Origin of the sequence: Luteimonas composti, assembly GCF_042678665.1 — a bacterium.
Classification (GTDB): Bacteria; Pseudomonadota; Gammaproteobacteria; order Xanthomonadales; family Xanthomonadaceae; genus Luteimonas; species Luteimonas composti.
Map to the genome: position 1 here is coordinate 69,288 of NZ_JBHTKU010000005.1, position 16,711 is coordinate 85,998.

The window sequence follows — 16,711 nt, forward strand, 5'->3', positions numbered from 1 at the left end:
CGCTCCTCGAAGGGGTCAGGGTCGCAGCGCCTGCGGCGCCAGCAGGGCCGCCAGGCCCAGCATCGCCAGCGCCAGCAGCAGCGGCAGCCCGACCGCGCGCTTCCAGTCGCGCGCGGCGAAGGCGTACACCGCCGCGGCGCACCACACCGGAAAGGCCAGCAGCGCGCCGGCCACCACCCGGTCGGGGCGCGCGAACGGCAGCACCGAGGCCGACAGCGCCGAGAACGCATGCGCCAGCAGGTAGCCGCCGGCCACCGCCGACAGCGTCCGCAGCGTCACCTCGACCCCATGGCGCCAGCCGCCGCGCGGCGTGGACGCGCGCGGCATCGCGCGGCTCATCGCCCGCCTCCCCGCCCGGTGGGCGTCGGCGGGTGGGCGTCAGCCCGGCTTGCACGCCGGGCCGGGCGCGCCGATGCGACGGAACAGGATGGTTGCGCCATGCGGTCTGGAGTCCGGGGAGGTGCCCGGGTGCGGGCCCCGGCTGTCGCACAGCGTAATGAGAGTCATTAGCAGATGCAAATGGGACTCGCGTCCCAGGTTCGGCCCCCTGGGCCCACCGCCCGGCAAGCGGTCAGCCTTTGGCCGGCTTGCCGCCCAGCATGCCGAACAGCACGATGCCGATCGCCCCGCCCACCACCGCGCAGTCGGCGATGTTGAACGCCGGCCAGTAGTAGCCCCTCCAGTACCACTGGATGAAATCCACCACGTGCCCGTGGACCTGGCGGTCGATGATGTTGCCGATCGCGCCGCCGATGACCAGGGCGTACGGCAGCGCGGTGCGCCAGTCGCCGCGCGGCGTGCGCGAGAGCCAGAACGCCAGCAGCCCGCTGATGCCCACGCCGAGCACGGTGAAGAACCATTTCTGCCAGCCGCCGGCGTTGGCCAGGAAGCTGAAGGCCGCCCCGGTGTTGTAGGTGCGGTACCAGTTCCAGAAGCCCTCGATCACCGGGATCGCGGTGTATTCCGGCAGGCTGGCCAGCACCCAGGCCTTGCTCCACTGGTCGAGCACGATGACCACCACCGACAGCAGCAGCCAGGCCAGCGCGTTGGGCTTTGGACGGGCCATCAGAACCACTTCCTGTCTTCGCCGGCGCCGTCGACGTTGCTCACGCAGCGGCCGCACAGCTGGGGATGGTCCGGCGCGGCGCCCACGTCGGCGCGGTGGTGCCAGCAGCGCACGCACTTTGGCTTGGCCGTGCGGGTGGCGACGAGGCGCGATTCCTCGCCGTCGAACGGCACCACCTTCACGTCGCCGCTGATCAGGAAGAAGCGCAGCTCGTCGACCAGGGGCGTGAGCCGGATCTGGTCGGCGGTGCCCGCGTGCAGTTCGATCTCCGCCTCCAGCGCCGCGCCGATCTCGCCGCTGGCGCGCATCGGTTCGAGCACCTTGGCCACGCGCTCGCGCAGCTCGAGCAGGCGGTCGAAATCATGCGCCGACAGCGCGGCATCGGCCGGCAGCGGCGCCAGGCCGCCGTACCAGGTGGTCAACAGCACGTTGCCCTCGCGCTGGCCGGGGAGGTAGCCCCACAGCTCGTCGGCGGTGAAGCTCAGCACGGGCGCGATCCAGCGCACGAAGGCCTCGCTGATGCGGTACATCGCGCTCTGCGCGCTGCGGCGGCCGCGCGAATCCTCCTGCATCGTGTACAGGCGGTCCTTGGTCACGTCGAGGTAGAGCGACCCGAGATCGACCGAACAGAAGTTGAGCAGCGCCTGCACGATGGCGGCGAAGTCGTAGCGCTCGTAGGCGGCCTTGACCTGCTCCTGCACCTCGAAGGCGCGATGCACGATCCAGCGGTCGAGCGCGACCATGTCCTCGAGCGGTCGCAGGTCGCGCGCCGGGTCGAAGCCATGGAGGTTGCCCAGCAGGAAGCGCGCGGTGTTGCGGATGCGGCGGTAGGCGTCGGCGTTGCGCTTGAGGATCTCCTGCGACAGCGACATCTCGTTGCTGTAGTCGGCGCTGGCGATCCACAGGCGCAGGATGTCCGCGCCCAGCGTCTTCATGATGTCCTGCGGCTCGATGCCGTTGCCCAGCGACTTGGACATCTTTCGGCCGTGCTCGTCCACGGTGAAACCGTGGGTGAGGCACTGGCGGTAGGGCGCGGCCCTGTCGATCGCGACGCCGGTGAGCAGGGACGACTGGAACCAGCCGCGGTGCTGGTCGGAGCCTTCCAGGTACAGGTCGGCGGGCTTGCCGAAGCCCCGCTCGAGCAGTACGCCCTCGTGGGTGACGCCCGAGTCGAACCAGACATCGAGGATGTCGGTGATCTTCTCGTACTGCGTGGCCTCGTCGCCCAGCAGTTCGGCGGCATCCAGCGAGTACCACACGTCCACGCCCTCGCGCTCGACGCGGTCAGCGACCGCGCGCATCAGTTCGCTGCTGCGCGGATGCGGCTCGCCGCTCTCGCGGTGCACGAACAGTGCGATCGGCACGCCCCAGGTGCGCTGGCGCGAGATCGTCCAGTCCGGACGGCCCTCGACCATGCCGGCGATGCGCGCCTCGCCCCAGGCCGGGAACCAGCCCACGCCCTTGATCGCCTCCAGCGCGTCGCGGCGCAGGCCGGCCTGCTCCATCGAGATGAACCACTGCGGCGTGGCGCGGAACGCGATCGGGGTCTTGTGCCGCCAGCAGTGCGGATAGCTGTGCTCGAGCTTGCGGAAGGCCAGCAGCGCCCCGCTCGCGCGCAGCACCTCGACGATCGCGTCGTTGGCCTTCCAGATGTGCTGGCCAGCAAGCTCGACCCCATGCGCGGCGGGCGTCGACGGCAGGTACACGCCGCGGCCGTCGACCGGGTTGAGCTCGGCCGCGCCGTACTTCTCCACCAGGCCGTACTGCTTGCTGACCGCGTAGTCCTCCTGGCCGTGGCCGGGCGCGGTATGCACCGCGCCGGTACCGTCTTCCGCCGAGACGTGGTCGCCCAGCAGCACCGGGATGTCGCGCTGGTCGTAGAAGGGATGCGCGAACAGCAGGCCTTCGAGCTTCTCGCCCGTCGCGCGACCGAGCACCGTCGTCTCTTCGACGCCGTAGCGCCTGAGGGCGCTCTCGGCCAGCGCGTCGGCCAACACCAGCCAGCGACGCTTTCCGTCATGTGCCGGGCCTTCGACCAGCGCGTACTCCAGCCCCGCGCCCATCGAGATCGCCAGCGAGGCCGGCAGCGTCCATGGCGTGGTGGTCCAGATCACCGCGGCGACCTCGACGTCCTCCGGCACCTCGACGCCGAACGCTCGCGACACCGCCTGCGGGCTGCGCGCGGCATAGGCCACGTCGACGGCCGGCGAGACCTTGTCGGCGTACTCGATCTCGGCCTCGGCCAGCGCCGAGCCGCAATCGAAGCACCAGTGCACCGGCTTCACGCCGCGGGTGAGGTGGCCGTTGTCGACGATCCTGGCCAGCGCGCGGATCTCGTTGGCCTCGAAGCGGAAATCGAGCGTCCTGTAGGGGTTGTCCCAGTCGCCGATCACGCCCAGGCGCTTGAAGTCGCGGCGCTGCAGTTCGATCTGCGACTCGGCGTACTCGCGGCACTTCTGCCGGAACTCGACCGCGTCGAGCTTCACCCCGACCTTGCCATGCTTCTTCTCGATCGCGATCTCGATCGGCAGGCCGTGGCAATCCCAGCCCGGCACGTAGGGCGCGTCGAAGCCGGCCAGGTACTTCGACTTGACGATGATGTCCTTGAGGATCTTGTTGACCGCGTGGCCGAGGTGGATCTGGCCGTTCGCGTAAGGCGGGCCGTCGTGCAGCACGAACAGCGGGCGGCCCCTGGCGTTCTCGCGCAGGCGCGCGTACAGGCCCTCGCGCTCCCAGCGCTCGAGCGTCGCCGGCTCGCGCTTGGGCAGGTCGCCGCGCATCGGGAACTCCGTCGCGGGCAACAGGATGGTGGACTTGTAGCGCTGGCTGTCGTTGTCGTCGGTCACGCGGTGGCCCGCCATGGGGAATGCTGCTGGAGGATGCGACGGGCGTCGTCGGCATCGCGATTCATCTGCGCGACGAGCGCCGGCAGGTCGGGGAACTTCTCTTCGTCGCGCAGGCGCGCGACGAACTCGACCTCGATGCGGCGCCCGTACAGGTCGCCATCGAAGTCGAACAGGTGCGCCTCGAGCAGCGGCTCGACGCCGCCCACGGTCGGGCGCGTGCCGAAGCTCGAGACCGAAGGCCATGGCTGGTCGGCAACGCCGTGCACGCGCGTGGCGTAGATGCCGCGCAGCGCCGGCACCTTGCCGCCGAAGCGCAGGTTGGCGGTGGGATAGCCCAGCGTGCGGCCGAGCCGCTGGCCGCGCACCACGCGGCCGGACACCGCATAGGGCCTGCCGAGCAGATGCGTGGCGCGGGCGAAATCGCCCTCCACCAGCGCCTGGCGGATGCGCGTGCTCGATACGCGCTCGCCGTCGAGCAGCAGCGGCGCGATCTCGTCGGCGGTGAAGCCGTGGTGCAGCCCTTCCCGGCGCAGCAGCTCCAGGTCGCCGCCGCGGCGGTGGCCGAAACGGAAGCCCGGGCCGACCCAGACTTCCCGGGCCGACAACCGCCCCGCCAGCACGCGCTCGACGAAAGCCTCGGCCGGCATTGCCGACAGCCCGGCATCGAACCGCAGCAGGCCGACGCGGTCCACGTCCAGGGCCAGCAGGCCCGCCAGCTTGGCGCGCGGCGGCGACAGCCGCGGCGGCGGCGCATACGGCGCGAAGAACTCGCGCGGCAGCGGCTCGAAGCTCAGCGCGACCGCGGCGGCGTCCAGCGCGCGCGCGCGTTCCACCGCGTGGCGCACCAGCGCGCGATGGCCGAGGTGGAGGCCGTCGAACGCGCCGATGCAGACCACACTGCCGTTGGGGCACAGCGGCCCGCCGTCGACGTCGCGAAACAGCCTGCTCATGGGAACCGCGGAGTATAGCGGGCGCGCCGGCCGCCCGGCCCGGCGACGCTCAATGGCGCAGGTGACGCGGGCGGATGCCCTGCAGCCACAGTGCCGCCGTGTACACCAGCCCGCCGCTGCCCACCACGACCGCCAGCTTCCAGGCCCGCTCGCTCCAGTGCCAGGCGGTCCAGCCATCCCAGGCCAGCAGCAGCGCGCCCACCACCGCGGCCATGGCCAGGCTGGCCACGCCCAGCTGGCGCGCGAACCGGGCCCACCCCGGCTGCGCGCGGAACACGCGCGCCCGGCGCAGGTACCACCACAGCTGCAGGGCATTGGTCCAGCCGGCCACTGCGGTGGCCAGCGCCAGGCAGGCATGCGCGCCCGGCAGGGCCTTCAGCGCGGCGCGCAGGTCGCCGCCCCCCGCGGCCCAGGCCTCGCGCCCGATGCCCGTCAGCCACAGCAGCGCCGCGATGAACAGCACGGTCGCCGCCACGTTGGCCGCCACCGCCACCAGCCCGGCCTTCACCGGCGTGCGCGTGTCCTGGCGCGAATAGAAGGCCGGCGCCAGCACCTTCACCAGCAGGAAGGCGGGCAGCGCGGTCGCCAGCGCCAGCACCGTCAGACGCGCCATCCGGGTGTCGTGGGCGGTGAAGCGGCCGTGCTGGAACAGCGTGGCCACCACCGCCTCCGCGCACAGCATCAGGCCGACGCAGGCCGGCACCGCGATCATCAGGCAGAGCCGGAAACCCCAGTCCAGCGCCTTCGAATAGCCGTCCGGGTCGGCGACCGCATGGCGGCTGGACAGGTGCGGCAGGATCACCGCGCCGATCGCAACGCCGAACATGCCCAGCGGGAACTCCAGCAGGCGGTCGCCCAGGTACAGCCAAGTCACGCTGCCGCCGACCAGCATCGACGCGACGATGGTGTTGAGCAGCAGGTTGAGCTGGGCCACCGAGGAGCCGAACAGGGTCGGCACCATCAGTTTCATGACCCGCCGCACGCCCTCGTGGGCCGCGCCCCAGCGCGGCCGCGGCAGCAGCCCCAGCCGCGCCAGCGACGGCAGGTGGAAGGCCAGCTGCAGCACGCCTGCCGCGAGCACGCCCCAGGCCAGCGCCATCACCGGCTGGTCCATGCGCGGCGCCAGGGCCAGCGCGGCGGTGATCATGGCGATGTTGAGCAGCACCGGCGAGAGCGCCGGAACGGCGAAGCGCTGGTAACTGTTGAGCACCCCGCCGGCCAGCGAGGCCAGCGAGATGAACAGCAGGTAGGGGAAGGTGATGCGCAGCATCCGGCTGGCCAGCTCGCCCTGCCCGCCGCCCGCCTCGAAGCCGGGAGCGAAGACCCGGATCACCCAGGGCGCGGCGAGCACCGCCAGCGCGGTCACCACCAGCAGCACCGCCAGCAGGGTGCCGGCGACCCGGTCCACCAGTTCCTTCACCGCCGCATGGTCGCGGCGCTCGCGGTACTCGCTCAACACCGGCACGAAGGCCATCGAAAACGAGCCCTCGGCCGAGAGGCGGCGCAGGAAGTTGGGGATGCGGAACGCGACCAGGAACGCGTCCATGGCCGGGTTGGCGCCGAATACGCCGGCATAGACCTGGTCACGGACGAGGCCGGAGATGCGCGAAATGAAGGTCATCGCGCTGAACACGGCGGTCGAGCGCAGCAGCCCGGCGCGGCGCGGGGCCGGCGCGGACCCGCCGGGCGGGAGGGCGGGATCGGGCTGGCTCACGCCCTGCTCCCCGGGCATCCACCCCTGTTGACCCAAGTCACTGAATCCCCCATAATTTCCGGCTCCGTCTTTCCGAAACCCGGCCACTGCCGGTTTTCGCCGTTCAATTCCATACCCGTTTCCAGGATCCCATCGTGGCCAACATCAAGTCCGCCAAGAAGCGCGCCAAGCAGACCGTCGTGCGCAACGCGCGCAACACGGCCCAGCGTTCGCAGCTGCGCACCGCCGTCAAGAAGGTCGTCAAGGCCCTCGACGCCAACGACGCCGCCGGCGCCGAAGCCGCTTTCGCCGTGGCCCAGCCGCTGCTCGACCGCTTCAGCTCGCGCGGCCTGATCCACAAGAACAAGGCCGCCCGCCACAAGAGCCGCCTGACCGCCCGCATCAAGGCGCTCAAGGCCGCCTGATTCCTGGCGCGCCGCGGTTCGCAGAAGCCCGGCTCCGGCCGGGCTTTTCGTTTGGGCGCATGCCTTGCCCATCGCCGAGGCTTCCCCAGCCCGGGCACGACCATGCGGCGCCGCACCGGGCACGCGATCGAACCGGCCCAGGCGCAGCCGCGCCGGCCCATTCCCGGAACAGTCGCCCGATGCGCGCACGCGGGCCTCAGCCGTCGCTGCCCGCCGCCGCCTCGCGCTCGTCGCGCGCATGCTCGTCGAGGTAGGCCTGCACCTTCAGCATCACCTCGCGCGTGCCCTCGCGGGCCAGTCCCGAGACGATGAACCAGGGTGCGGTCCAGCCCAGCTCCGAGACGATCCGGTCGGCCAGTTCGCGCGCATCCTCGGCCGGGATCAGGTCGGCCTTGTTGAGCAACAGCCACCGCGGCTTGTCCAGCAGGCCCGCGTCGAAACGCTCGAGCTCGCGCTCGATGGTGCGGATCTGCTCGACCGCGTCGCCGCCGTCCAGCGGCTCGATCTCCACCAGGTGCAGCAGCAGCCGCGTGCGCTGGATATGGCGCAGGAACAGCGCGCCCAGCCCCGCGCCTTCGGCCGCGCCCTCGATCAGGCCCGGGATGTCGGCGATCACGAAGCTGCGCGCCGGCTCCACGCTGACCACGCCCAGGTTGGGATACAGGGTGGTGAACGGATAGTCCGCCACCTTCGGCGTCGCCGCCGAGACCGCGCGGATCAGGGTGCTCTTGCCCGCGTTGGGGAAGCCCAGCAGGCCGACGTCGGCCAGCAGCTTGAGCTCCAGCCGCAGGCTGCGCTCCTCGCCCGGCGTACCCGGGGTGGACTGGCGCGGCGTGCGGTTGGTCGAACTCTTGAAATGCATGTTGCCCAGGCCGCCCTTGCCGCCCTGGGCCACCAGCAGGCGCTCGCCATGGCGGGTCAGGTCGCCGATCACCTCGTCGGTATCGACGTTGTGCACCACGGTGCCCGTGGGCACGGCGATCAGCACGTCCTCGCCGCCCTTGCCGTACATCTGCCGGCCCATGCCGTTCTCGCCGCGCTGCGCGCGGAAGACCTTCTGGTGGCGGAAATCGACCAGGGTGTTGAGGTTCTCGTCGGCCACCAGGTACACGCTGCCGCCATCTCCGCCGTCGCCACCGTCCGGTCCGCCGAGCGGGATGAACTTCTCGCGGCGGAAGCCCACGCAGCCGTTGCCGCCGTTGCCGGCGATGACGGTGATTTCAGCTTCGTCGACTAGTTTCATTGGGGCCGTGATTCGTGATGGGTGATTCGTGACGGGTAAAAGCGGTGCGGCGGCAAACGAGTTTAGCGGGCGAAGGGCGGAGAGCGGCATTCCGCTCTTTCGAATCGCCAACCACGAATCACACCGTTGCGGCGGGCCGCAAGGTCCCCGCAACGAAAAAGCCCCGCACGCGGCGGGGCCTTCGCTCGGCTTGGGGGCGAGGCTTACGCCTGCGCCACCACGCTCACGGTGCGCCGCTTCTTCGGACCCTTGGTCGAGAACTCGACCTGGCCATCGACCAGCGCGAACAGCGTGTGGTCGCGACCCAGGCCCACGCCCGGACCCGGATGGAACTGGGTGCCGCGCTGGCGGACGATGATGTTGCCGGCCTCGATGGCCTGGCCGCCGTAGATCTTGACGCCGAGGTACTTCGGGTTGGAGTCGCGGCCGTTGCGCGAGGAACCTACGCCCTTTTTATGTGCCATGACTGCTTCTCCTTACTTCTTGTCGCCACCGGCGATGCCGGTGATCTCGATTTCGGTGTAGTGCTGGCGATGGCCCTGCCGCTTCATGTGGTGCTTGCGGCGGCGGAACTTGATGATGCGCACCTTGTCGGCGCGGCCGTGGCCGACGACCTTGGCGGTGACGCTGGCGCCCTTGAGCGCGTCGCCGATCTTGATGCCGTCGCTGTCGCCGAGCATCAGGATGTTGTCGAACGTGATCTCGTTGCCGGCTTCGGCCTCGAGCTTTTCGACGCGGAGCGTTTCGCCCTGCGCCACGCGGTATTGCTTACCGCCGGTGACCAGTACTGCGTACATGATGGAGCCTCTGTGGTATTCGGTTCTGTAGTTATTCTGCGCACTGCCCGCCTTCGAGGGCGGACAGAAGCGGAATTATAGGGGTTTCAGCGACTTGCGTGCAAGTCGCCGCCAGCATCGCCGCGAATGGCCCGCCAGGGGCCCGCCCAAGGCGGCGCCGCGAAGTAGTCGGCGAGCTGGTCGACGAAGGCCCGCACCCGCGCCGGCACCAGGGTCCGGCCCGGCATGACCGCGTGGATACCCGTGGCCGCGACCGGGTGCCGCGGCAGGACGACCCGCAGCCGCCCGTCGGCCAGGTCGCGGGACCTGCCAGACCGAATGCAGGGCGATCCCCAGCCCGCCCACCGCTGCCTCGCGGAGCGCCTCACCGTAATTGCTCTCGAAGCGCCCGCCCACCCGGACCGCCAACGGCTCGCCATCCGTGCCGGTCAGTGGCCAGCGCTCATGGCGCCCGTCGCGACCGCCCAGGAGCAGGCAGTCGTGGTGGGTCAGCTCGGCAGGCGTCTGTGGCTCCCCGCGCCGGCGCAGGTAGTCGGGCGAGGCGCACAGCACGCGCTCGTTGTGGGCCAGCCGGCGCGAGACCAGCTGGGCGCCTCGCGGCAGCGCCTGCTGCGCGCGGTCGACGCCTCGCTCGCGCGCCTGCGCACCGACTACATCGACCTGCTGCAGCTGCACGCCTTCGACGCAGGCACGCCGCTGGAGGAAACGCTCGACGCGCTCGATGGCCTGGTGCGCGCCGGCAAGCTGCGCTACTACGGGGTCTCGAACTTTTCCGGCTGGCAGCTGATGAAGGCGCTGGCCATCGCGGACCGGCGCGGGCTCGCGCGCCCGGTCGCGCACCAGGCCTATTACTCGCTGGTCGGCCGCGATTACGAATGGGAGCTGATGCCGCTGGCGCTCGACCAGGGCGTGGGCACGGTGGTGTGGAGCCCGCTGGGCTGGGGACGGCTGACCGGCAGGATCCGGCGTGGCGAGCCCCTGCCCGAACGCAGCCGCCTGCACGACACCGCGGCCTTCGCGCCACCGGTCGACGACGAACGCCTGTACCGCGTGGTCGATGCGCTGGACGCGGTCGCCGCTCGGCTCGATGCCAGCGTGCCGGAGGTCGCGCTGGCCTGGCTGCTGCGGCGGCCGACGGTGTCGACGGTCCTGCTCGGCGCGCGCAACGAGGCGCAGCTGCGGCAGAACCTCGGCGCCGCCGCGCTGGACTTGTCGCAGGAGCACATCACCCTGCACGACACGGCCAGCCACGTCACGCCGCCCTACCCCTACTATCCGTACTGGAATGGCATGTTCACCGAACTCGCGCCGCCCGCGGTACCTGTTCGCAACGTCGTCTGAGCCGCCCACGTGGTATCCGCAATGACCTCTCAACTGCTGCGCTACACCGCGTTCTCCCGCGATCCCGCCGGCGGCAACCCGGCCGGCGTCTGGCTGGGCGCGCGCCTGCCCGACGCGGACGAGATGCAGCGCATCGCCGCGCGCGTCGGATATTCGGAAACCGCCTTCGTCGCCGCACCCGGCGCGGACGGTCGGCGCCCCATGCGCTATTTCAGTCCCGAGGCCGAAGTCCCGTTCTGCGGACATGCGACCATCGCGGCCGCCGTGGCATTGGGCGATCGCGAAGGCGACGGCGCCTACGTCTTCGCCACCGCCGCCGGCGACGTTCCGGTGCAGGTCTCCAGCCATGCCGGCGGCCGCTCGGCCAGCCTGGTGTCCGTGCCGCCGCGACACGCGCCCGTGCCGCCGACGCTGCTGCGCGAAGTGCTGGACACGCTGGGCTGGCGCGAGGAGGAACTCGATCCGGCGATCCCGCCCGCGCGCGCCTATGCTGGCGCCTGGCACCTCGTGCTGGCCGCCGCGGACGCGACTCGCCTGGCGACGCTCGACTACGATTTCGCGCGCCTCAAGGCGCTGATGCTGGCCGACGGCCTCACCACCCTGCAGCTGGTCCGGCGCGAAACGCCCACGCGCTGGCATGCGCGCAATCCTTTCCCGGTCGGCGGCGTGGTCGAAGATCCGGCCACCGGCGCCGCAGCGGCTGCGCTCGGTGGCTACCTGCGCGATGCCGGCATCGTCACCGCGCCCGCACGCCTCGAGATCCACCAGGGCGCGGCGATGGGCCGCCCCGGCCTGCTGCTGGTCGACATCCCGGCTGCCGGCGGCATCACGGTATCCGGCGACGCCGTCGCCATTTCCTCCACTACCACGGACATTTCCCCATGAGCACCATGCAAGCGGTCGGCCTGCGCCGCTACCTGCCCATCGACGATCCGGAGTCCCTGCTCGACCTCGAACTCCCGCGCCCCGAGCCCGGCGGGCGCGACCTGCTGGTCCGCGTCGAAGCGGTTTCGGTCAACCCGGTCGACACCAAGGTGCGCGCACCCAAGCCGCAGCAGGAAGATCCGCCGCGCGTGCTGGGTTACGACGCCGCGGGCGTGGTCGAAGCGGTGGGCCCGGGCGTCACCGGTTTTCGCGCGGGCGACGCGGTCTACTACGCCGGGGACATCACCCGCCCCGGCAGCAATGCGCAGTTCCAGCTGGTCGACGAGCGCATCGTCGCGCGCAAGCCCGCCACGCTCGACTTCGCCCAGACCGCCGCCCTGCCGCTGACCGCGCTGACGGCGTGGGAACTGCTGTTCGAGCGCATGGGCTACGCCGTCGAAGGTGGCGGCGATGGAAAGGCCCTGCTGGTCATCGGTGGCGCGGGCGGCGTCGGTTCGATCGCGATCCAGCTGGGCAAGCTTGCCGGCTTCCGTGTCGTCGCCACCGCCTCGCGCGAGGAGAGCACGCACTGGTGCCGCGGCCTGGGCGCCGACCACGTGGTCGACCACCGACAGCCACTGGCGCCGCAGCTGCAGGCGCTCGGGCTGGACGCGGTCGACGCCGCGCTCAACCTCGCCGACACCGACCGCTACTGGACCGAACTCGGCGAACTGCTGGCGCCGCTGGGCCGCGTGGGACTGATCGTCGAGCCGGCCGGCGCGCTGCGCATCGGCGATCCCTACAAGGCCAAGTGCATCGGCATCCACTGGGAATTCATGTTCGCGCGTCCGCGCTTCGGCACCGCCGACATGGACCGGCAGGGACAGATCCTCGCGCAGGTCGCGGCGATGGTGGACGACGGACGCCTGCGCGGCACGCTGCGCGAGACGCTCTCGCCGATCACTGCGGCCAACCTGCGCGAGGCGCACCGTCGCCTGGAGGCTGGACGCAGCATCGGCAAGCTCGTGCTGTCGGGTTGGTAGCGCGGTCCGGCTGCAACACTGCAGGGCGCGGCGCGCAACGCCGCGCCCCGTCGATTGCCACCACAATCCCCCCATGACCCTGCCTCCCCTGCTCGCCCTGCGCCTGTCCAAGCTGCTGTCCGGCGTGTTCCTCTACGGCATCGCGATGAGCCTGATGGTGCGCGCCGGACTGGGCGTCGCCCCCTGGGACGTGCTGAGCCTGGGCCTGGTGCGCCAGACCGGACTGCCCTTCGGCCTGCTGACCATCCTGATCGGCGTGGCGGTGCTGCTGCTGTGGTGGCCGCTGCGCCAGCGCGCCGGCCTGGGCACCGTGCTCAACGCGTTGCTGGTAGGACCGAGCGCGCAGCTCGGGCTATGGCTGCTGCCAGAGTTCCAGCTGCTCTGGCAGCAGTTGCTGGTGTTCGCCGCCGGCCTGCTGCTGCTGGCCCTGGCCACCGGGCTGTACATCGGTGCGCGCTTCGGTCCTGGTCCGCGCGATGGACTGATGACCGGGCTGCACGCCCGCACCGGTTGGCCGGTCTGGGCGGTCCGCACCGGCATCGAGGGTTCGGTGCTGCTGGCAGGCTGGTGGATGGGGGGCGCGGTGGGCGTGGGCACCCTCGCTTTCGCCCTGCTGATCGGGCCGCTGGTCGGCCTCACCCTGCCCTGGTGCGAGACGCGCCTGCCACCGCGACCCGCGCTGGCCTGAGCGGCCGGCGGCGACTTGCCGCCGCCCCGGATTCGCGGCATGGTGCGCGATCCATACGGCAGCGTATTCCACCATGATCGCCGACCGCCGCGACGCCCTCCCCTACCCGCACCTGTTCGCGCCGCTGGACCTGGGCTTCACCACCCTGCGCAACCGCGTGCTGATGGGATCGATGCACACCGGCCTGGAGGATCGCAAGCGCGATTTCCCCAAGCTGGCCGCGTACTTCGCCGAGCGCGCCGCCGGCGGCGTGGCGCTGATCGTCACCGGCGGGTTCTCGCCCAACTTCGAAGGCTGGCTCACGCCCTTCGCCAGTCGCCTGGCCTGGCCGTGGGAAGCGCGCAAGCACCGCCAGGTGACCGATGCCGTGCATGGCCACGGCGCGAAGATCTGCCTGCAGTTGCTGCACGCCGGGCGCTATGCCTACCACCCGCTGTCGGTCGCGCCGTCGAAGGTCAAATCGCCGATCACGCCGTTCACCCCGCGCGCGCTCACCGCACGGGGTGTCGAGCGCACGATCGACGCTTACGCCACCGCGGCCAGGCTCGCGCGCGAAGGCGGCTACGACGGCGTCGAGGTGATGGGCTCCGAGGGATACCTGATCAACCAGTTCCTCAGCGCGCGCACCAATCGCCGCGACGACCGCTGGGGCGGCGACGTGGCCGCACGCATGCGCTTCGCTACCGAGATCGTGCGTCGCGTGCGCGAGGCCTGCGGCGCGGACTTCATCATCATCTACCGGCTGTCGATGCTGGAGCTGGTGCCGGACGGCTCGGACTGGAGCGAGATCGTGCAACAGGCGCGCGCGATCGAAGCCGCCGGCGCGACCCTGATCAACACCGGCATCGGCTGGCACGAGGCGCGCGTGCCGACCATCGCCACCTCGGTGCCGCGCGCCGCATTCGCCGGGGTGACCGCGAAGCTGCGCCCGCACGTGTCGCTGCCGCTGGTGGCGACCAACCGCATCAACATGCCCGACGTCGCGGAAGCGGTGCTGGCGTCCGGCGGCGCCGACATGGTGTCGATGGCGCGGCCCCTGCTCGCCGATCCGGAATGGGTGAACAAGGCGCGCGCCGGCGCGCCGCAGGCGATCAACACCTGCATCGCCTGCAACCAGGCCTGCCTGGACCATGTGTTCCAGCGCAAGACCGCCAGCTGCCTGGTCAATCCGCGCGCCTGCCACGAGACCGAACTCAACTACCTGCCGGCCACCACGCGCAAGCGCGTCGCGGTGGTCGGCGCCGGTCCCGCCGGACTGGCCTGTGCCACGGTGGCCGCGCAGCGCGGACACGAGGTGGTGCTGTTCGACCGCGCCGACCGCATCGGCGGCCAGTTCAACCTCGCATGGAAGATTCCCGGCAAGGAAGAGTTCGGCGAGACGCTGCGCTGGTTCGACCATCGCATCCGCGAAACCGGCGTGTCGCTGCGCCTGTCCACCGAGGCCACGCCGGGGATGCTGGCCGGCTTCGACGAGATCGTGCTGGCGACAGGCGTGACGCCGCGCCGCGTCGACTTCGAGGGCCATGACCATCCGAAGGTAGTCGGCTACGTCGAGGTGCTGCGTGGCGAGGTGGTGCCCGGTCGCCGTGTGGCGATCGTCGGCGCCGGCGGCATCGGCTTCGACGTCGGCGAGTTCCTGGTCCAGGAGACCCCCTCGCCCAGCCTGGACCCGGCCCTCTGGATGCGCGAATGGGGCGTGGACCCGAGCTTCGAAAGCGCCGGTGGGCTGCGCCCGCCGCGGGTGGACCCGCCAGCGCGCGAGGTCTGGCTGCTGCAGCGCAGCCCTGGCCGCCCCGGCGCGCGCCTGGGCAAGACCACCGGCTGGATCCACCGCAGCACGCTCAAGCACAAGGGCGTGCGCATGGTCGGCGGCGTGGAGTACGTGGCCGTCGACGACGAGGGCTTCCACCTGCGCGTGGACGGGCAGCCACAGCTGCTGCCGGTGGACCACGTATTGGTCTGCGCCGGCCAGGAGCCCGAGCGCAGCCTTGCCGCACCGCTCCAGGCGGCCGGGCACCGTATCCACCTGATCGGCGGCGCCGATGTGGCCGCCGAACTCGACGCCAGGCGGGCAATCGCCCAGGCCTCCCGGTTGGCAGCGGGGCTCTGAGGTGCGCCGGGCCTCGGGCGCCGTGGCGGGATGTCCGTGGAGTCCGGGATTGCCCTTGGTGCCGACCCGCATCCAACCTCTTGATTCTTATAGACAGGAGCCGTAAGCCCGCCACAAAAAGCGCCAGTCGGGTCACATTTTTCCGACCCCTGTTCAGGAAGGATTCGGTTCCCGGCTCTTACCGTTCGCGCACTTTTCCCGCCGCCCACACTGGCGGGAGCCGGCCCGAGCCGCCCTCTGCGGCCTTCGGAGCCCGGGCAAAAGCGCCATAGAGTCGCTGCCCTCCCCAATACGCCATGTCCGCCCATCGCCGCCCACGGCGTCGTTCCTCCAGGGGAGCGCACGCACGGCTGCGACCGGACGCAACGCAGCAAGGAGTTCCGATGAAACTGGCCTGGATCCTGTGGTTGGCCTCGCTGATGTCGCCACAAGCCGCCGATTCGCTGTGCCTGAGCACGACGCTCTACCTTGAGGCGCGCAACCAGTCCCCCCTCGGCCAGCAGGCCGTCGCGGAGGTCGCCCTTCGCCGCGAGGAAAGCGGCCTGTGGGGCGATTCGATGTGCGAGGTGGTGACCGCGCGCAAGCAGTTCGCGCCGACCATCGTGTCGCCGCGCACCCGCATGCACAACACCGAGGCCTGGGCACAGGCGGTGAGCATTGCGATCGAGTCCGAACGCAACTGGGCGCTGCCGCCCGGCGAGCGGACCGAGGTGGTGCCGGGAGCCAGCCACTTCATGGCCCACGCCATCGCCGCGCCCAGCTGGCGCAACGCCTACCAGGTGGCCACCATCGGCGACCACACCTTCGTCAAGGTGCAGAAGCTCAAGCCGAAGGGCTGAGCCGCCCGGCGTCAGGCGGCGTCCGCGGCCTCTGCGGCGGTGCGGATCCGGGCGATGGCCGAAGCCGCGCCCTGCATGCTGGTCTTCTTCGCCAGCGCCGACTGCAGTTCCGGCAGCAGCGCCTCGAGTGCGGCGTCGTCCTGGGCGCGTTCGAGCTTGAGCTGGAAGAAATAGCCGCGTACGCCCAGCTGCTCGCGCACCAGGTCGGTCATCAGCGCGTAGAGGATGCCGAAGCGGTTGCTCCCGCCGTCGCGCGGCGCGATCGGTTCGTTGGCCGGCTCCCCGATCGACGGCGGCGAAGCCGCTGCCGCGCCCTCGCCGGAAATCAGTTCCAGCGAGAGCAGTTGCTGGAGTGCATCCTCCGGCGCGTTCAGCCGCTTGGCCAACTCCTGCAGTTCCGCCACCGTGCGCCGGCCGTCGACCAGCAGCAGCAGCGAACGCAGTCCCCCCGGCAGCTTGCGGCTGCGGCTTTCGATCTCGGCCCGGCCCTGTTCGGTTTTCGCCGGCATCAGCTGAAGCTGCATACGTCCTCCCCGATCATCCGCTTGCCCCTGTGGAGAGGGGTTTCGCAGGATCCATACCAGCGACGGGCGTCATCGGCGGATTCACCGGGGGCGAAGATCGCATTCGTGACGATGATCACGAAAATCAGCCTGAACAGCTCTTTCCATCGGCAGCGCGGTGTGCGCTGACAGTGCAAGCCAAGCGCGAAGATCTCCCTGGGCGGGACATGGGGCGGCGCCGCGGCCCTGCCAGCTTCTGACCCGATGCGTCAGCTTCTGGCAAGACGCGGGCGCGCGGTGGCC

16 protein-coding genes and 1 pseudogene are annotated in these 16,711 nt (G+C 70.8%); 7 read left to right on the plus strand and 10 right to left on the minus strand.

Annotated features, from left to right (window positions below; all coding sequences use genetic code 11):
• Positions 1-15 precede the first annotated feature (15 nt).
• The 5 genes from ACFQ2D_RS15030 to murJ form a co-directional block, all read right to left on the minus strand.
• Entirely contained in the window at positions 16-339 is a 324-nt protein-coding gene (locus ACFQ2D_RS15030) for a DUF3649 domain-containing protein (protein ID WP_280943449.1), read from the minus strand.
• Positions 340-571: 232 nt separating this feature from the next.
• A complete protein-coding gene (gene lspA, locus ACFQ2D_RS15035; RefSeq protein ID WP_280943510.1) occupies positions 572-1,069 on the minus strand; it encodes a signal peptidase II in 498 nt (165 codons plus the stop codon).
• Positions 1,066-3,927 (minus strand): isoleucine--tRNA ligase, encoded by a 2,862-nt coding sequence (gene ileS, locus ACFQ2D_RS15040; protein WP_280943448.1) that lies wholly within the window; start codon positions 3,925-3,927, stop codon positions 1,066-1,068. The genes lspA and ileS overlap by 4 nt, the downstream gene beginning before the upstream one ends.
• Positions 3,909-4,862 carry a bifunctional riboflavin kinase/FAD synthetase gene (locus ACFQ2D_RS15045; protein WP_280943447.1) on the minus strand — a complete coding sequence of 318 codons (954 nt, stop codon included), beginning with the start codon at positions 4,860-4,862 and terminating at the stop codon, positions 3,909-3,911. The genes ileS and ACFQ2D_RS15045 overlap by 19 nt, the downstream gene beginning before the upstream one ends.
• 49 nt (positions 4,863-4,911) lie before the next feature.
• Positions 4,912-6,513 (minus strand): murein biosynthesis integral membrane protein MurJ, encoded by a 1,602-nt coding sequence (gene murJ, locus ACFQ2D_RS15050; protein ID WP_280943509.1) that lies wholly within the window; start codon positions 6,511-6,513, stop codon positions 4,912-4,914.
• A 197-nt stretch (positions 6,514-6,710) separates the two neighbouring features.
• On the opposite strand from murJ, the gene rpsT reads away from it, so the two are divergent.
• Entirely contained in the window at positions 6,711-6,980 is a 270-nt protein-coding gene (gene rpsT, locus ACFQ2D_RS15055; protein WP_280943446.1) for a 30S ribosomal protein S20, read from the plus strand.
• 196 nt (positions 6,981-7,176) lie between these two features.
• Here the strand turns inward: rpsT and cgtA are convergent, their stop codons facing one another.
• The 4 genes from cgtA to ACFQ2D_RS15075 all read right to left on the minus strand — a co-directional run bounded on the left by cgtA (position 7,177) and on the right by ACFQ2D_RS15075 (position 9,695).
• Positions 7,177-8,223 carry an Obg family GTPase CgtA gene (gene cgtA / locus ACFQ2D_RS15060; protein ID WP_280943445.1) on the minus strand — a complete coding sequence of 349 codons (1,047 nt, stop codon included), beginning with the start codon at positions 8,221-8,223 and terminating at the stop codon, positions 7,177-7,179.
• A gap of 203 nt (positions 8,224-8,426) precedes the next feature.
• Complete coding sequence (rpmA, locus tag ACFQ2D_RS15065; RefSeq protein ID WP_280943444.1) at positions 8,427-8,687, minus strand: 50S ribosomal protein L27; 261 nt, start codon at positions 8,685-8,687, stop codon at positions 8,427-8,429.
• A gap of 12 nt (positions 8,688-8,699) precedes the next feature.
• Positions 8,700-9,020 carry a 50S ribosomal protein L21 gene (rplU, locus tag ACFQ2D_RS15070; protein ID WP_280943443.1) on the minus strand — a complete coding sequence of 107 codons (321 nt, stop codon included), beginning with the start codon at positions 9,018-9,020 and terminating at the stop codon, positions 8,700-8,702.
• 75 nt (positions 9,021-9,095) lie between these two features.
• Entirely contained in the window at positions 9,096-9,695 is a 600-nt protein-coding gene (locus tag ACFQ2D_RS15075) for a LysR substrate-binding domain-containing protein (RefSeq protein WP_342457140.1), read from the minus strand.
• Between ACFQ2D_RS15075 and ACFQ2D_RS15080 the strand changes: the two are divergent.
• From ACFQ2D_RS15080 to ACFQ2D_RS15105, 6 genes and pseudogenes are all read left to right on the plus strand, one after another.
• Positions 9,609-10,361: pseudogene (locus tag ACFQ2D_RS15080) on the plus strand (aldo/keto reductase); the annotation flags it as partial. The gene ACFQ2D_RS15075 and the pseudogene ACFQ2D_RS15080 sit on opposite strands and share 87 nt — an antisense overlap.
• A 21-nt stretch (positions 10,362-10,382) precedes the next feature.
• Positions 10,383-11,246 (plus strand): PhzF family phenazine biosynthesis protein, encoded by an 864-nt coding sequence (locus tag ACFQ2D_RS15085; protein ID WP_280943442.1) that lies wholly within the window; start codon positions 10,383-10,385, stop codon positions 11,244-11,246.
• Positions 11,247-11,251: 5 nt separating this feature from the next.
• Complete coding sequence (locus tag ACFQ2D_RS15090) at positions 11,252-12,268, plus strand: zinc-binding alcohol dehydrogenase family protein (protein ID WP_280943508.1); 1,017 nt, start codon at positions 11,252-11,254, stop codon at positions 12,266-12,268.
• Positions 12,269-12,347: 79 nt separating this feature from the next.
• Positions 12,348-12,956 carry a membrane protein YczE gene (gene yczE, locus ACFQ2D_RS15095; RefSeq protein ID WP_280943507.1) on the plus strand — a complete coding sequence of 203 codons (609 nt, stop codon included), beginning with the start codon at positions 12,348-12,350 and terminating at the stop codon, positions 12,954-12,956.
• 73 nt (positions 12,957-13,029) lie between these two features.
• A complete protein-coding gene (locus ACFQ2D_RS15100) occupies positions 13,030-15,066 on the plus strand; it encodes an NADPH-dependent 2,4-dienoyl-CoA reductase (RefSeq protein WP_280943441.1) in 2,037 nt (678 codons plus the stop codon).
• A 383-nt stretch (positions 15,067-15,449) separates the two neighbouring features.
• Positions 15,450-15,905 carry a cell wall hydrolase gene (locus tag ACFQ2D_RS15105; RefSeq protein WP_280943440.1) on the plus strand — a complete coding sequence of 152 codons (456 nt, stop codon included), beginning with the start codon at positions 15,450-15,452 and terminating at the stop codon, positions 15,903-15,905.
• Positions 15,906-15,916: 11 nt separating this feature from the next.
• Here the strand turns inward: ACFQ2D_RS15105 and ACFQ2D_RS15110 are convergent, their stop codons facing one another.
• Complete coding sequence (locus ACFQ2D_RS15110; RefSeq protein WP_280943439.1) at positions 15,917-16,429, minus strand: hypothetical protein; 513 nt, start codon at positions 16,427-16,429, stop codon at positions 15,917-15,919.
• Between the last annotated feature and the right edge of the window lie 282 nt (positions 16,430-16,711).

Bases quoted from the DNA above. Each gene is read 5' to 3' on its own strand.
- rpmA (WP_280943444.1), bottom strand. From the start codon at position 8,687: ATGGCACATAAAAAGGGCGTAGGTTCCTCGCGCAACGGCCGCGACTCC.
- ACFQ2D_RS15090 (WP_280943508.1), top strand. From the start codon at position 11,252: ATGCAAGCGGTCGGCCTGCGCCGCTACCTGCCCATCGACGATCCGGAG.
- ileS (WP_280943448.1), bottom strand. From the start codon at position 3,927: ATGGCGGGCCACCGCGTGACCGACGACAACGACAGCCAGCGCTACAAG.
- ACFQ2D_RS15085 (WP_280943442.1), top strand. From the start codon at position 10,383: ATGACCTCTCAACTGCTGCGCTACACCGCGTTCTCCCGCGATCCCGCC.
- rplU (WP_280943443.1), bottom strand. From the start codon at position 9,020: ATGTACGCAGTACTGGTCACCGGCGGTAAGCAATACCGCGTGGCGCAG.
- ACFQ2D_RS15100 (WP_280943441.1), top strand. From the start codon at position 13,030: ATGATCGCCGACCGCCGCGACGCCCTCCCCTACCCGCACCTGTTCGCG.
- ACFQ2D_RS15105 (WP_280943440.1), top strand. From the start codon at position 15,450: ATGAAACTGGCCTGGATCCTGTGGTTGGCCTCGCTGATGTCGCCACAA.
- ACFQ2D_RS15110 (WP_280943439.1), bottom strand. From the start codon at position 16,429: ATGCAGCTTCAGCTGATGCCGGCGAAAACCGAACAGGGCCGGGCCGAG.
- cgtA (WP_280943445.1), bottom strand. From the start codon at position 8,223: ATGAAACTAGTCGACGAAGCTGAAATCACCGTCATCGCCGGCAACGGC.
- ACFQ2D_RS15030 (WP_280943449.1), bottom strand. From the start codon at position 339: ATGAGCCGCGCGATGCCGCGCGCGTCCACGCCGCGCGGCGGCTGGCGC.
- ACFQ2D_RS15045 (WP_280943447.1), bottom strand. From the start codon at position 4,862: ATGAGCAGGCTGTTTCGCGACGTCGACGGCGGGCCGCTGTGCCCCAAC.